Raw genomic sequence first — 15,015 nt, 5'->3', positions numbered from 1 at the left:
TGAATAATCACAAGAGGTAATTGCTATGGATCTGGAATTGAAAGGCCGCGTGGCCATTGTCACCGGTGGCGGTATGGGCATCGGCAAGGAAGTCGCACGTTTTCTCTCCGAGGAAGGCTGCAAGGTGGTGATCTGCGCACGGCGCATGGCGTTCCTGCAGCTGGCGGCCGAAGAGATCACCGCACAGACCGGCAATGAAGTGCTGCCGCTGTTCTGTGACACCAATGACATGAAGGCTGTGTCGGAGATGGTCGAGGCGGCTCACAAGCATTTCGGCCGTATCGACATCCTGGTCAACGGTGCTGCGGCGCCATCGGGTGTGGTGCGCAATGACATCGAACACGCCGGCGATGATGAGCTGCTGTCGGACCTCAACACCAAGGTGATCGGCTACTTCCGTTGCGCCAAGGCGGTGACCCCACACATGAAGGCGGGCGGCTTCGGTCGCATCATCAACATCGGCGGCCTCACCGGGCGCAGCAGCAAAGTGCTCTCGGGCATGCGCAACCTGGCCATCGCCCACATGACCAAGACCCTGTCCGACCAGCTTGGCCCTTCGGGCATCACGGTCAACCTGATTCACCCCGGCGTCGTCGACACCCCGCATATCCAGGAGCTGTACGAGCGCGAAGCAGTCAAGCAGGGCAAGACCGCCGAGCAGGTCGAGCAGGCCTACATCGACGCGACGCCGATTCGCCGCACCCTCGCACCGATTGAAATGGGCTGGTTGATTGGCTTCCTGGCGTCGCCGAAAGCGGCTGCGGTGACCGGTGAATCCATCGGCATCGACGGCGGTTTGACCCGTGGCATCTATATCTGAGGAGTATCACAGATGAGTAATGGAACCCTTTTGGTCGCCACCGTCGGGCAAGCGGTGATCCGCAGCGCCGACGATGGCAAGACCTGGCATCGCCTGGGCCTGGGGCAGGACCTGGAGTTCGATGCGATCACCCGATCCTTGAGCCTGCACCCCGACACGCCCGAGCGGATCTATGCCGGTACCGATGTGGGCTTGTGTGTGAGCCACGATACCGGTGGGCATTGGCAGCGCATCGATTCGCCTTTCAACGAGCAAACCGTGTGGAAAGTTGCGGTTGACCCGCAGGATGCACAACGCATTTTCGTCGGCACCGGCGCGCCTTCGCGTGCCGTGTTGTGGCGCACCCTGGACGGCGGCCTGAGCTGGGATCGCGCCCCGGTGGAAATCCCCGAGTTCTGCGATGGCGTCAGCCGCCCACGCCTGCTGGCCTTCGCCTATGACCCCACCGACCGCAACCAGTTGTGGTTCGGCCTGGAGGAGGGCGGGTTGTTCCATTCCCGTGACGGCGGCGACAGTTGGACCCGCGTCGATGACCGACTGCTGTGGGACTACAACTCGGACGTCCACAACATCCTGGTACTGCCCAATCACGGCGAGAAAGTCATCGTGGTGGTCTGCGTCAATGCGGTGTACCGCAGTCTGGACGAGGGACTGACCTGGACCGGCATCATTGGTCGCGAAGCCTTAGGCCTGTACTACATACGCGCCATGAACGCGCCTTTGGGCACGCAAAACGAGCTGTACCTGAGTATTTCCGATGGTACGCCCGGCACCACCAGCAAGATTCTGATATCCCGTGATGCCGCACTCAGTTGGAACGTGCTGCCGCTGCCACAGCAGCCCAACTCCTGCGTCTGGGCGATTGCCTTCAACCCGGCCAACCCGCGACAGATCGTGGCGGGCACCAAGTACGGGCATTTGTTCACCTCCGACAATGGCGGTGACGGCTGGCAGAAACATTGGCGGGAATTCAGCGAGATCGCTGATGTGCTGTGGACGCCTGCGGTTGCGCAGATCAAGTCCGGGCATCAATCCATCGTCAAAAAGCACTGAGGTATACCGCCATGAAGATCGAGATCCTGCGGACTCACCTATCGCTCTGGGTCAGTGACCCTGACGTGTCGGCGCGCTGGTACGCCGACATCCTGGGCATGCACGAAAGTGCCCGAGGCGAGAGCTGGGTCATGATGGCGTTTGGCGGCAAGCACCACGACATCGCCTTGATTCGTGCCGATCCCGGCGCCCATCAAGGTGGCCTGGGGCTGCAACATTACGGCCTGGAAATCGCCGGGGACATGACCACCTTGCGCCAGCTTTACGGCATGTTGCTGGGCAAGGGCGTCGAGGTGGTGAAGATCACCGATCACGAGATCGGTCATGGCGTGTACTTCAACGACCCTGACGGCAATCGCATGGAATTCTTTCTCGAAACCGAACACGACGATGCGCTCGGCAAGGCCCGTTTCAAGGCTGCCGGCGCGCCGAGCCGACATTTCAACCTCGATCCACTCGACCCACTTTGAGGCAATGCTGATGAAAACCGCGAACTTTGCTACGTATCACATCCGCAAATGGTACAGCTTCGTCGAAGAAACCCTGGCCAACGAAACCGGCCAACTGGCCGATGGCGAGCCGCTGTTCAAGTACGCGATTGCCGCCGTGATCGCCAACCCCTATGCCGGTCGCTACAGCGAGTCGCTTGCCGAGCTGGTCGATCCATCGCCGCTGTTGGGCGAAGAGTTCGGCCGGCGCATACAGGCACTGGCCGGTGCCCATGAGATCGTCAGCTATGGTAAGGCGATCCTGGTCGGCAGCGCGGGCGAATACGAGCACGGCAACGCGTTCCTGACCAACCCGGCCGCCGATCCGATTCGCGTCGCGCTGGGGGGTGGCAAGTCGTGGGTGCCGTCTACCGGCAAGCGCGGCGGACCGGGTTCGACCATCGACGTACCGCTGGCACACAAGGATGCGCTCTACGTGCGTTCCCACTACGACAGCATGTCGCTGATGTTCGGCGACGGCCCCGCGCCGGATGAAGTCATCGTGATCTGGGCCTTCGCCACCCGTGGCCGCTTGCATGCACGGCTGGGTGGCCTGCTGGCCGAAGACATCAAAGGTATTGATGGACTGCACTGATTGCAGGCGTGCGGCCTTGGCAACGCCGGTTTAAAACCACAACAAGAAAGCGGTGAATAGCGATGAAGCAGGAGAAGACCCAGGTTGTCATTGTCGGGGGCGGGCCCAATGGGATCACGGCCGCGCACTATATGGGGATGTACGGTATCGACTGCGTCGTCCTTGAGCTTGCCGACTGCATACTGCCGTACCCGCGTGCGGTGGGCATGGACGATGAAGCGTTGCGCGTGCTGCAGGCTATCGGCATTGCCGAACTGGCCGTGCGCGACATGATCTGCGACGTGCCGCTGCGCTATTACAACGCCCGTGGTGTGTGTTTTGCCGAGGTCAAGCCCAGTACCGCGCATTACGGCTGGCCCATGCGCAACATCTTCATGCAGCAGCTGCTCGAAGGCACGCTGCGCGAAACCCTGGGGCAGCGCAGCAGTGTAGTGCTGCGCCAGGGCCATGAAATGCTGGAGCTGGAGCAGGATGGAGAGGGTGTGACCTTGCAGGTGCGCGATGCCCAGGGCGAGGTCTATCAGCTGCGTGCCGATTACGTGATCGGCGCCGATGGCGGGCGCTCCACCGTACGCAAAAAGTTGGGTGTCGAACTGCTGGGGCTGACCCATGCGCGCAAATGGGTGGTGGTGGATGTCGCCAATGACACCCTTGATGCGCCCTATACCGCACTGCATGCCGATCCGCAGCGGCCGTTCGTGTGCATCTACTTGCCCTACCAGCAGCGACGCTGGGAATTCATGCTGATGGAGGGCGAAAATGAGGCGAAGATGTGCGAAGAGAGCACCATCCGCGACCTGATCCGTGGGCATATCGGCGATGCGGTGGATGCGTTGAATATCATCCGTATCCGCGCCTACACCCACCATTCACGGGTGGCGGCGCGGTTTGTCCAGGGGCGTGTGGCACTGGTCGGCGATGCTGCGCATATATCGCCACCCTGGGCCGGGCAGGGCCTTAATTCCGGGCTGCGCGACGTGGCCAACGTGGCCTGGAAACTGGCGGCGATCATCCAGGGGCGCGCGTCCCATGGGATCCTCGCCAGCTACGACCAGGAACGTCGCGGACACGCCACCGAACTGGTGGCCCTGGCCGACAATATGGGCACGGTCTTGGGGCTGACCAACCCATTGATGGCCGGCGTGCGCGACTGGTTGTTCCAGGCGGTGAACAGCGTCGATAACCTGCGCTCGCACCTGCTGGAGTTCAAGTTCAAACCCAAGGCGACCATCACCAAAGGGCTGGTCTATCACGAGCGTGCCGAACTGCGCGAAGACGACCTGGTCGGCCAGCTGTTTGTGCAGCCGTATATCGAAGACGCCCAGGGGCAACGCCGGCGTCTGGATGACGTGCTGGGCAATTCCTACGCGGTGCTGGGTTACCGGGTCAATCCACGTGAGCAACTGAGCGCAGAAATGGCAACGTTCTGGGCTCGCTGGGACACGCGCTTTATCCAGGTCAATCGTTCGCGCAGTGGTCCGGTCCGCAACCAGCCATTGACGGCCACGGACGCCATCAGCGTGGAAGATGTGGATAACCGCCTCGGTGAATGGTTCTCCAGGGTGCGCGATTGCATCGTCGTGGTGCGTCCGGATCGGTTTGTTGCCGCCATCACCACGCCGGAGCGGCTTGACGCGGTATTACGCAAGTTAGCGGGGCAACTGTCATGAGCATCGATACGGGCGTATTAAGCCAGTTAGACCAGGCCACGCGTGCGGTGCAAGCGATTGCGCCACTGGCCCCCGAGGCGCTGGACCTGCGCGGCGGCTACGCACTGCAACGCCTAGCGCTGGATGCGCGCCTGGCGGCGGGCGAACAGTTCAGCGGTTGGAAGATCGCCTTCGCTGGCAGCGCCGCGCAACGGCGCTTCGGCATTGACGAACCGGTGTATGGCGGCCTGACCGATCAGATGCGCGTGCCGTCGAACACGGCGGTGGCGCTTTCGCGGTTGATCCAGCCCAAGCTCGAAGTCGAAGTGGCGATTGTGCTGGGTCGCAGCCTGGCGCCAGGTGACTACAGCGATGAAGAAATCCTGGCCGCAATTGCCGAAGTGGCACCCGCGTTCGAGATTGCCGACTGCCGTTGGCAGGGGTGGACGTTCGGGGTAGGGGCCTTTCTGGCCGACAACGCAGCGGCGGGCTTGTATTGCCTGGGACCCAGAACCGTTTTCGACCCTGTTGAACATGCCAACGTGGCGTTCCGCCTGGAATGCGCAGGCGCGATCTGCAGCGAAGGGGAGACCCTGGGCCGGGAAGATCCACCGCTGGCCAATCTGTGCTGGCTGATACGCCGGCTGCTGGCCGATGGTCAACCGGTGGAGGCCGGGCAAGTGGTGCTGTCTGGCGCGCTGTTGGCGCCGATGAATATCCAGCCCTGCACCTACCGCCTGCAGATGTTTGGCACGGAACTGGCTTTGCTTTTCACTGCGGACACTGCCGCAGTGTGAGCCCTAGCTGCCGTCAAGGATGACTCCAGTCCCCTTCAGGCCGATACGACAACGGGGCCCCCGAGGAACGACGACCATGCTTGCTGAAGTTCGAACCTTCAATGACCCTCAATTGCACGCCGGCTCCATCCAGGGCTGGCGGCAAGTGTATGACCAACTGGGGCGTGGCTGCCTGACCAGTGGGCTGCGCCAATTGTCTGCCGAGCGCTTTCAGATCTTCCAGGAAGTGCTGGACAAGCGCGTGGTGCAGCGTGGCTTTGCGCCTAAAGGACGACTGTGCGTGGCCATGTCGTTGGGCAGTGCACCGGTGGTACAGGGGCAGCAGGTGGGCGCGCACAACGTGGTGCTGTTGCGCGACGGCGAGGAGTTTGTATTGCATGCGCCCGAAGGCACGCATTTCTTCGCGCTTAACGTCGACACCGTACGTTTTGCCAAACTCGCCGCTTTCGAATTGTCCAGCGACCAACTCAAGCGCGTCACCACCCGTTCCCAGATTTGCGTGGATGACGCGTTACTGTTGCGGATACGCCAGCGTATCTACCCGCTGTTTCGTCACCTATTGCAACAGACGGACCCTATCAGTGCCTGCGCCGAAAAGATGCTCGAAGACGAGCTGCTTGGCGCCTTTCTCGATCTGTTCAGCAACGCCACCGACGAAGTACGTTGCCGGCGTGGCAACTTCGCCGTGAGTGCCTACCTGGTCAAGCGTTGCCAGGAGTTGATCGACGCCAGCGGTGACACGCCACTGAGCATTCTCGACCTGTGCGAACACCTGCGGGTCAGCCGACGGACCCTGCAGAACAGTTTCCAGGCGGTGACCGGCATGCGCCCGGTCGAGTACCTGCGCAACCTGCGCCTGAACGCGGTACGCCGGCAGTTGATCACGACCCCGGCCTGCAGCCAGAACGTCGGCGATGTGGCGGTGGCCATGGGTTTTTTCCATCTGAGCCACTTCGCCGCGCATTACCGCGAGTTGTTTGGCGAGTCTCCATCGGAAACTCAGCGGGCGAACCTCTGAGTAAGCGAAGGGTCAGGCCGCCTCGTTCAACCCCGGATCCACGCGTTTGCCGATGTCCTTGAGCCGAGCCAATTGGTCGACCACGCTGGGGGCTTCATCCAGGCAACTGACGAACGTCCACAGGTAAGTCATCACCGCGTAGATATGGCCGGCCTTCACCGCAGGCGCCAGTGCCAGTTGGCTGATGGCGACCACAAACAGCAAGGCTGCCAGAATGCCGATGGTGAGAAAGGCGATGGCCTCGCGGTCCGATAGCAAGATACGCAATCGCGACAGCACCTGATAGTGACGACGCAAGGTGTGCGCGCCGACGCTTTCCACCAGGCTGATTTCCTTTTCCAGACGGTTGTTCAAGCGCTCATGCAAGCGCTGGTTGCGCCGCGCAAAGCCAGGCACTACGACGAGACAGAGCGCCAGCGCCAACAGGCACGCCAGGCCGACCCAGGGTTCAATCGCCAACAACATGGCGGCCGCGCCGATGATCGAGACCAGCGCCGTGGCAATCGTGGGCACGTGTTTTTCGAAAAAATCGACGAATTCCCGTGCCAATACCACCCGTGCGGCGGCCTTGGAGGTGCTGTGTCGTTGCAGGCGCTGGTTAAGAATCACCGGCACTGCAAGGTCGGCGTAGATACGCGTAAAGGTGCGGGTGTCCAGGGCGCGCCGGGCGGCGCCCACTACCCAGAAACCCAGGACCACGGCGGCGTAGAGCAGGGCGTTGCCGGCGTCGCCACGGAGCATGGCGTCTACGGCAAACCCCGCAAACAAGGGGTAGGCGAGCAGCAGGGCATTTTCCAACGCGACCAGCGACAGGGTGCCGAACAACTTGCCCGGATAGGCCTTGGCGATCGCCTTGAGCGTCTGGCTGGCGGACTGTTGCCCGAGCTTGCGGCTGTGCTCGATCAGGAGTGGAGGTGTGACGGAGGGCATGGGCCACCTGGCTTACGCAGAGTACGGGGGTGGGAACTGAGGGTCCCGGTATAAAGACCGTGGGTGACGTCGAGCAGATAGCGCGTTTCCTCGGTCACCAATAACAAGTCGATCTGGACTTCTTCGATGACGATTTCGAGAATGATCAGCAGGCAAATGGCCGGCGCGGTAAATAACCAGTGGTAATAGGACTGGCTGAACAGCGAGGCGATCACCCCCAGGACCCACAGTGACAACACCAGGCGGGGCGCCTGTTTTTGCAGGGGAATCCAGAACCGCTGCAGTTTTCTGAGCTTGGCGCTGTAGAGCCGTACCGAGTCTTCAAGCAGTGTCACGTCAATTCGGTTTCGATCGCGATCGTTAGTAGACATACAGGCAATCCCAGGCTGACCTACAAGGGGCGGGTGTTTGACTTGGCCATGGCGCGCGCAGGCAGCGCGCGGTTCAGCCAGGCCAGGTTGACTTCGTTGACTTGCACCCATTTGCCGTTCTCTGGAATCCCTTCGCAGCTCTTGAAAGCGATACAACGTCCCTGTGTGTCGAGCAAGGCAAAGTGGCGGTACCGATTGACCCTGAAAATAGAGAGGCGCATGCCTTCACCTGGGGCGGTTGGGGTTAGATGGCGACCAGTTGGTCGGGCCAGCTCAGTTCGAATAAGGTGCCGCCGTTGTCCAGGTTCCGGCAGGTCACGCTGCCCTGGTGGGACAGGGCTATCGCGCGCACCACGGCGAGCCCCAGGCCGCTGCCGCCCTGGGCACGGGAGCGCGAACTTTCGCCGCGCTGGAACGGTTCGAAGATGTGCGTTGCGAAGGCCTCTTCTATGCCCGGACCCTCGTCCGCGACACTCAAGGTATTCAGGCCATCCTGGCTGCTCAGGCGCACCGTGACATTGCCTGGGGTGGCATGCCGTCTCAGATTGTCCAGCATGGCCAGCAACGCTTGGCGGATCCTGGCGGGATCACACTGCACAGGCCGTTCGAGCAGATCCAGATGCAGCACGAACCCGGCGGCAAGCAGGCCCGGTTCGAACAGGCGAGCGTCTGCCTCGATTTCCTCGGCCAGGTCGGCGCTTTGGATATGCACTTCGAGGTAGCCGTTGTCCGCCAGGCCCACTACCCGCAGGTCTTCGATCAGGCGCGTCAGGCCTTCCACCTGGTTCAGCAGACTGTAGAACTGCGCCTGGTCCGGGGTGAACACTCCTTCCGCCAACCCTTGCAGGCGGCCACGCAGGATGGTCAGCGGGGTGCGCAGTTCGTGTGCAATGGCGGCGTTCCAGAAGGATTGTTCCTCGGCCATGCGTTTCAATCTGTCGGCCATGCTGTTGAAGTCATCCACTAACAAGGTGGCCTCCGCCAATGAGCGGTTGGAGGCGGTTGCCCGGGCATCGAGGTCGCCGTCGGCGAGGCGGCGCAGGCTGGTTGCGACCGAGTTCAAGGGCATCAGAATGCGTCGGGACAGTTTGATCGCGACCACGGCGCCCACTGCCAGGCTGATGCAGGTGATCAGTGCCATCCATGCCCACTCCACGCCGGTGGGCAGCCATTCGTCCACGTCCAGATCCGACGGCGGCCAGAACATCCAGAGCAACGCGTAAAACACATAGGAACCGACCACCGCCAGTGCGATCACACAGAGCACCACGGCGGACATCGACAAAATGATCTGCCGGCTCAAACTGTTGGCGATCCTCATGGGGTGCTCCCGAATCGGTAGCCGACCCCACGGATACTGGCCGGTACGCCCTGCAGGCCCAGATCTTCGATTTTGCGTCGCAGCTTGCTGATATGGCTGTCGACTGTGCGCTCCAGGCTGTCGCTTTCGGGCGAACACAGGGCCAGCAATTCGGCGCGACTGAATACGCGCTTGGGGGCCTTGGCCAATTGGGCCAACAACCTGAACTCGGTTACCGTCAGGTTGAGCGGGTGCTTCTGTGCCCCGATCTGCACACTGACTTCATGGCTGTCGATGTCGATTTCAAAGGCGTTCACCCGCAGTACGCTGGGGCGGATGGCATAGCCATGATCGAGCGAGCGTCGCAGTACCGCCTGGGTCCTGGCGACGACTTCGGCCGGGTTGAACGGTTTGACGATGTAGTCGTCGGCACCGATGCGCAGGCCCATGAGTTTGTCCATGTCCTGGTCCTGGGCAGTCAGCATGATCACGGGTGTGGTGCCCCGGTGCCGGATCTCGGCCAGTACCATCCAGCCGTCCAGGTTCGGCATCAGCACGTCCAGCAGCACCAGGTCAGGTTTGAGCGATTGATGCAGTTCAAGGGCGCGGCGGCCATCCAGGGCATGGGCGGTCTGGAAGCCACTGCGCTTGAGATAGGCGCTGAGGATGTCGGCGATTTCGGGTTCGTCTTCGGCGATCAATATCAACGCCTGGCGTTTGTCCGCGAGGTCCGTGGGTGTCGATACTCGGTGTGATTCGGTCATGGTCCGCTCGGTCGTGCTGTTCGGTCGTCGCAGTATGGCGAATTAGCCTGTTGCGACGAAGACTACTGTGCACCACGAGCATGCGCTTTCATGGGAGGTTTTATGGAGAAACGATGGAGACGCGGATTTATTTGCGCAGAGTGTGATCAGGCGTAGCTGATCCTGTCGGTGTAGGCGTTTTGGGTCATTGTGCGTTGGTAGTCGCAGGGGGTGGTGCTGACCAGTTTCTTGAAATCGCGCAGGAAGTGCGATTGATCGGAAAAGCCCAGGTCGAGGGCCAACTGCGAAAACGATACATCGTGCTGGGTGTTGAGGGTGTCCAGGGCCGCCTGGCAGCGGATGATCCGGCAAAACGTCTTGGGTGACATGCCGGTGTCCTGATTGAACTGGCGGTGCAGGGTACGGCTGGTGTAGCCGCTAAGGTCTTCGAGTTGCTGGATGCGAATATCGCCGCGATGGCGCAGCGCCTGCTGGATGATCATCGCGGTGAGTTTCGACGTCTTGCCCATCAGGCGCGGGGTCAGGTAGTCGTTGAACAGCCGCATCTGATCGCCCAGCAGCGGTGCCTGGACGATGCTTTCGAAGATGCGTTGGGCAAACTCGGAGACCTCCAGCAGGTCGAGTTCGCGTTCGGTCAACTCCTCGGCAAGCACATTGACGAAGCCGGGAATGACCCCCGGTGCAAAGCGCACGCCGAAGTAGTGGTGGTGCTGGTGCAACTCGACCGCCTGGGCAACCAGCGGAGTGCCGCAGATTCGCGCCGTGGGGCGTGTCGCATCACAGTCGAACAAAATATCTACACAGCCGTCCGGTACGGCCAGCAGGTTGGACGATTGCGCCACATCGAACGCATAGAAATGCGAGATCGCCGGGTGCGCGCAAGGCATCACCGAATAGCGTGAAGAGTTGAGCACGAACCAGGGCTGTTCGTTCGCTGTGTGGTGCCGGGGAGTCGGCACGCTCGGTTTGATCATGGTTGTACCTAGGGAAGGCCGCGCTACGGGAAATTTAACGCATTAATCACGCCAACTATTCGCGTGTCGGCGTGAGCGGCATGTCCGAAATTTACAATACCGCCGATACCCACCGCCTGATACTCGGTCTCGACAGCGTGGAGCTGCGCCTATCGCAGTGATATCACCTTCAGCCCGAGAATAACTATGTCTACAACTACAAAAATCGACTTCATCTACCTCTCCGAGCAGGACATGATCCGCGCGGGTGTGACCGACATGCTGGCCTGTGTGAATACCATGGAGGAGATGTTCGGCTTGCTGTACGCCGGTGACTATCGCATGGCCGGCCCGAACAACGATTCCCATGGCGCGATGGTGATTTTTCCGCAGGATTCGCCGTTTCCGAACATGCCCAAACCCACGGCTGATCGGCGCATGATGGCCATGCCGGCCTACCTGGGCGGCAGTTTCTGCACCGCCGGGGTGAAATGGTACGGCTCCAATATCGCCAACCGCGAAAAAGGCCTGCCACGTTCCATCCTGATGTTCACCCTGAACGACCCCGACACCGGCGCGCCGTTGGCCCATATGTCGGCCAACCTGCTGTCGGCGTATCGCACCGGTGCGATTCCCGGCGTGGGTGCACGCCACCTGGCGCGCAAAGACTCAAAAGTCGTCGGCCTGCTTGGTCCTGGCGTGATGGGCAAGACCACCCTGGCGGCCTTCATTGCGGTGTGCCCGCATATCGACACACTGAAGATCAAGGGCCGTGGCCAGCAGAGCCTCGACAACTTTATCGCGTGGGTCGAACAGACTTATCCGCAGATCACCACGATAGAAGTGGTCGACACTCTCGAAGAGGTGGTCCGCGACTCGGACCTTGTTACTTATTGTAGCTCCGGCGCCACGGGCGACCCCTCGATCTACCCAATTGTGCGGCGTGAGTGGGTCAAGCCAGGCGCCTTCCTCGCGATGCCGGCGTCTTGCTCGCTCGACGCGGGAATGGAGCAGCTTGACGTACGTAAGGTGCTCGATAACACCGGTCTCTACCAGGCCTGGTTCGAAGAATTGCCCAAGCCCGCGCATCACAATGTGCCGGTGATTGGCGTGCGCTTCATGGACATGATTGCCGAAGGCAAGATGCAGCTCGAAGACGTCGAGGACATCGGCAAGATCATCGCCGGGGCCGCGCCTGGCCGCAGGAACGATGAAGAAATCATCATCATGTCGGTGGGTGGCATGCCCGTCGAGGACGTGGCGTGGGGCACGGTGGTGTACCGCAACGCTATCAAGCAAGGCATCGGCGTGACCCTGAACCTGTGGGAAACCCCGGAGCTGCGCTGAGCCACACCTTCCTTCAACCTGACGAGGTATTCGACATGACAAAAATCATCAAGCTCAAGACCGGTTCGCCGTTCGAAGACCAGGCCAGCTATTCGCGCCTGGTGGTGGTGGACAACTGGATCTACGTTTCCAACACCGCTGGCCGCAACCCGCAGACCAAACTGATCCCGGAAGACGTCCTGGAGCAGACACACCAGGTGTTTGCCAACATCGAGTCGGCCCTGAAAGCCGTCGATGCGAGCCTGGCCGATGTGGTGTGTTCGCGGGTCTTTATCCAGGACCCCAAGGATGTGCCGGCCGTGATGGGCCTGATCGGTGAAAAGTTTCGCGGCGTCGATCCGGCCAGCACCGTCACCTGTCCACCCCTGGGCTCGACGGTCTACAAGGTCGAGCTGGAAGTGACGGCGTATCGCAACGCGTCGAAGGCGCAGGTCGAGGTCATTCGCCTGTCGCAATAATCGTCACGCGGCCGTGCGCAGGCGTGGCCGTCCTTATTCGCTTACCGAGTCTTGACCATGGCACCGACAATAGCGCCCGTGACAACCTCCACCGTGTTTCCCCGCGCCACCTCCGTCGTCATCATTGGCGGCGGGATCATTGGCCTGACGGCTGCGCTGACCCTGGCCGAGCGCAATATCTCGGTGGTGGTCGTGGAGAAAGGCCGGATCGCCGCCGAGCAGTCATCCCGCAACCTGGGCTGGGTGCGCAAGACCAGCCGCCACGCCGCTGACATCCCACTGGCCCTCGCCGCTGACCGCTTGTGGGCGCAGATGCCTGAGCGGGTAGGGACAGATGTGGGGTATCGCCAGGAAGGCATCATGTTTGTCGGGCGTACCTCGGCGCAAATGGCCATGCACGAAAACTGGCTCAAGTCGGTGGAGCATTTGTCGCTGGATTCGCGCCTGCTCAGCAAGCGTGAGATTGACGCGCTGGTACCCGGCGGCGTAGGGCAGTGGGCCGGCGGCATCTTTACGCCATCCGATGCGCGTGCCGAACCGACGCTGGCCAGCAGCGCGATTGCCAAGGCCGCCATGGCCTTGGGTGTGGTGATCATTGAGCAGTGCGCGGTGCGTACGTTGCAGATGGCTGCCGGTGCGGTCAGTGGTGTGGTCACGGAAAAAGGCGAAATTCGCTGCGATCACGTCTTGCTCGCGGGGGGCATGTGGTCACGGCGCTTTCTGGGCAACCTCGGGGTGTCGTTGCCGACCCTGCCGTTGACCTGCTCGGTGCTGCGCACCCACCCCATGGACGGGCCGACGGAGATTGCTGTCGGCGCGCCGGACTTTTCGTTTCGCAAGCATAAGGACGGCGGTTTCATCATTACTCAGCGCGGTAAGTTGGATGCCTTCCTGACCCTCGACCACCTGTTGCTCGCCAAGCAATACATGCCGCAGTTCCGTGCGCAACGCAGCGTGCTGAATGTGTCGCTGGGCAAGCCGTTTGTCCAAGACCTGGCGCTGGCACGGCGTTGGCGCGCCGACAGCGTGAGCCCGTTCGAGCGCGTCAGGGTGCAGGATCCGGCGGCCAATCCACGGCTCAACGGCGACGCGATGAACAACCTGATTGCCGCCTGGCCGGTGTTTGAACAAGCGCGGATTGCCCACGCCTGGGCGGGCACTATCGATGTAACACCGGACTCCAATCCGGTCATCGGGCCGGTCGCGCAGATCCCGGGCCTGACCGTGGCCACCGGCTTCTCGGGGCACGGGTTCGGCACATCGCCGGCGGCGGGCCATCTTGCGGCGGACCTGGTCAGTGGGCATACGCCGATCATTGACCCAAGCCCTTACCGCTTCGACCGTTTCTAAAGGAGCAAGGCCATGCCTGCTGACAGCTGTTTCTTCACCAATCGTTCGGGCTTGCGTCTGCACTATTTGCGCTGGGGCGCCCAGACCGGTGTGCCCTTGGTGCTGTTGCATGGCTTGCGAGCCTATGCCCAGACCTGGGAATCGCTGGTGCAAACCCTGGGGGAGGGGTACTGCATTTATGCCCTGGACCAGCGTGGCCGTGGGTTGAGCGACTGGGCTGAACCTTCCAGTTATCACACTCAATCCTATGTCGAGGACCTTGAGGATTTGATCGCCCATGCCGGCCTGCAGCGTTTTGTCTTGCTCGGGCATTCATTGGGCGGCGCCAACGCCCTCGAATATGCGCGGCAACACCCCGGTCGCCTGATCGGTTTGCTGATCGAGGACATCGGCCCCGGGTCTTCAACACAGGGCGATGGCGCGGCGCGTATTCGTCGCGAAATGGGCCAGACGCCGTTGCAGTTCGACAGCTGGGACGCAGCCCGCGCGTTCTGGATAGCCTCACGCCCAGGTTTGTCGGAGCAAGGCCTGGCATCCAGGCTGGCGCACTCGATGCAAGAACGCGACGGCGTGATTGGCTGGCGCCATGATCAGCAGGGAATTGCCGAGGCGCGACTGAGTATTGAACCCACTGATTTGTGGCCGGCGGTGCGCTCATTGGATTGCCCAAGCCTGTTCATTCGCGGTGGCCGCTCGGACTTTCTACCACCGGCCATGCTGCAGGCCATGTGCGCCAGCAACCCCCAGGTCCAAGCCGTGGAAGTGGCAGATGCCAGTCACTATGTTCATGACGATCAAGGCGAAGTGTTCAATCGCCTGGTCGCAGACTTTTTAAGCCGTGTGGTGCGTGAAGCTTAGTGAGGCTTTCAGTCTGAGGTGAGGGTAAGCGATAGGGTCGGCAGCTCACTGGGTTACCTGCCGACACATTGATTTTCGTATTGGTGGGTGATGAGAGCAGGAAGTTGAGTGACCTGACATATGATTTAACAAGTGGGCTATGTCAGATGTTCATAAGCAGCTCATGAGCCTGAAATTACTGGCTAACTGCTCTAGAGAATCCGGGGCGATTCAGGGCATTGGCTTTCTGATGAGCGAGTGGTCGTTTTGTATCGTTTTGTATCT

At 61.2% G+C, this 15,015-nt stretch carries 17 protein-coding genes; 11 read left to right on the top strand and 6 right to left on the bottom strand.

Annotated features, from left to right (window positions below; genetic code table 11):
* The first annotated feature begins 25 nt into the window (after window positions 1-25).
* The 7 genes from AD670_RS07485 (at window position 26) to AD670_RS07455 (ending at window position 6,420) form a co-directional block, all read left to right on the top strand.
* Window positions 26-820 carry an SDR family NAD(P)-dependent oxidoreductase gene (locus tag AD670_RS07485; RefSeq protein WP_053129953.1) on the top strand — a complete coding sequence of 265 codons (795 nt, stop codon included), beginning with the start codon at window positions 26-28 and terminating at the stop codon, window positions 818-820.
* A 12-nt stretch (window positions 821-832) separates the two neighbouring features.
* Window positions 833-1,873 (top strand): YCF48-related protein, encoded by a 1,041-nt coding sequence (locus tag AD670_RS07480; RefSeq protein ID WP_053129950.1) that lies wholly within the window; start codon window positions 833-835, stop codon window positions 1,871-1,873.
* 11 nt (window positions 1,874-1,884) lie between these two features.
* Entirely contained in the window at window positions 1,885-2,343 is a 459-nt protein-coding gene (locus AD670_RS07475; protein WP_053129946.1) for a VOC family protein, read from the top strand.
* A 10-nt stretch (window positions 2,344-2,353) separates the two neighbouring features.
* Window positions 2,354-2,956, top strand: a complete 603-nt coding sequence (locus AD670_RS07470) for an amino acid synthesis family protein (protein WP_043206254.1) — start codon at window positions 2,354-2,356, stop codon at window positions 2,954-2,956.
* A gap of 62 nt (window positions 2,957-3,018) precedes the next feature.
* Window positions 3,019-4,626, top strand: coding sequence for a bifunctional 3-(3-hydroxy-phenyl)propionate/3-hydroxycinnamic acid hydroxylase (locus tag AD670_RS07465; RefSeq protein WP_053129943.1), 1,608 nt, complete (start codon window positions 3,019-3,021; stop codon window positions 4,624-4,626).
* Entirely contained in the window at window positions 4,623-5,402 is a 780-nt protein-coding gene (locus AD670_RS07460) for a 2-keto-4-pentenoate hydratase (RefSeq protein WP_053129941.1), read from the top strand. Before AD670_RS07465 ends, AD670_RS07460 begins: the two co-directional genes overlap by 4 nt.
* 76 nt (window positions 5,403-5,478) lie before the next feature.
* Window positions 5,479-6,420 (top strand): helix-turn-helix domain-containing protein, encoded by a 942-nt coding sequence (locus tag AD670_RS07455; protein ID WP_053129938.1) that lies wholly within the window; start codon window positions 5,479-5,481, stop codon window positions 6,418-6,420.
* Window positions 6,421-6,432: 12 nt separating this feature from the next.
* Here the strand turns inward: AD670_RS07455 and AD670_RS07450 are convergent, their stop codons facing one another.
* The 6 genes from AD670_RS07450 to AD670_RS07425 form a co-directional block, all read right to left on the bottom strand.
* On the bottom strand, window positions 6,433-7,350 hold the full coding sequence (locus AD670_RS07450) for an ABC transporter six-transmembrane domain-containing protein (RefSeq protein ID WP_053129935.1): 918 nt from the start codon (window positions 7,348-7,350) through the stop codon (window positions 6,433-6,435).
* Window positions 7,323-7,721 (bottom strand): hypothetical protein, encoded by a 399-nt coding sequence (locus AD670_RS07445; RefSeq protein ID WP_053129932.1) that lies wholly within the window; start codon window positions 7,719-7,721, stop codon window positions 7,323-7,325. The genes AD670_RS07450 and AD670_RS07445 overlap by 28 nt, the downstream gene beginning before the upstream one ends.
* Before the next feature lie 20 nt (window positions 7,722-7,741).
* On the bottom strand, window positions 7,742-7,942 hold the full coding sequence (locus AD670_RS07440) for a hypothetical protein (protein ID WP_012724254.1): 201 nt from the start codon (window positions 7,940-7,942) through the stop codon (window positions 7,742-7,744).
* A 23-nt stretch (window positions 7,943-7,965) separates the two neighbouring features.
* Entirely contained in the window at window positions 7,966-9,042 is a 1,077-nt protein-coding gene (locus tag AD670_RS07435; protein WP_053129928.1) for an ATP-binding protein, read from the bottom strand.
* Window positions 9,039-9,785 carry a response regulator gene (locus tag AD670_RS07430; RefSeq protein WP_053129925.1) on the bottom strand — a complete coding sequence of 249 codons (747 nt, stop codon included), beginning with the start codon at window positions 9,783-9,785 and terminating at the stop codon, window positions 9,039-9,041. Before AD670_RS07430 ends, AD670_RS07435 begins: the two co-directional genes overlap by 4 nt.
* 146 nt (window positions 9,786-9,931) lie before the next feature.
* The gene (locus AD670_RS07425; protein ID WP_053129922.1) at window positions 9,932-10,759 is read right to left on the bottom strand and encodes an AraC family transcriptional regulator; all 828 of its coding nucleotides are present in this window, start codon (window positions 10,757-10,759) and stop codon (window positions 9,932-9,934) included.
* A 186-nt stretch (window positions 10,760-10,945) separates the two neighbouring features.
* Between AD670_RS07425 and AD670_RS07420 the strand changes: the two genes are divergently transcribed.
* From AD670_RS07420 to AD670_RS07405, 4 genes are read left to right on the top strand one after another with little or no spacing between them, the layout of a single operon-like run.
* Window positions 10,946-12,085, top strand: coding sequence for a tyramine oxidase subunit B (locus tag AD670_RS07420; protein WP_053129919.1), 1,140 nt, complete (start codon window positions 10,946-10,948; stop codon window positions 12,083-12,085).
* Window positions 12,086-12,120: 35 nt separating this feature from the next.
* Entirely contained in the window at window positions 12,121-12,543 is a 423-nt protein-coding gene (locus tag AD670_RS07415; RefSeq protein ID WP_053129916.1) for a RidA family protein, read from the top strand.
* A gap of 57 nt (window positions 12,544-12,600) precedes the next feature.
* Window positions 12,601-13,893, top strand: a complete 1,293-nt coding sequence (locus tag AD670_RS07410; RefSeq protein ID WP_053129914.1) for an FAD-binding oxidoreductase — start codon at window positions 12,601-12,603, stop codon at window positions 13,891-13,893.
* A gap of 12 nt (window positions 13,894-13,905) precedes the next feature.
* Complete coding sequence (locus tag AD670_RS07405) at window positions 13,906-14,751, top strand: alpha/beta fold hydrolase (RefSeq protein ID WP_053129912.1); 846 nt, start codon at window positions 13,906-13,908, stop codon at window positions 14,749-14,751.
* Window positions 14,752-15,015 lie beyond the last annotated feature (264 nt).

This window comes from Pseudomonas sp. MIACH (assembly GCF_001269925.1).
Taxonomy (GTDB): Bacteria; Pseudomonadota; Gammaproteobacteria; order Pseudomonadales; family Pseudomonadaceae; genus Aquipseudomonas.
The sequence above is the reverse complement of the archived record's forward strand: the minus strand, read 5'-3'. Positions and strand labels throughout refer to the sequence as shown.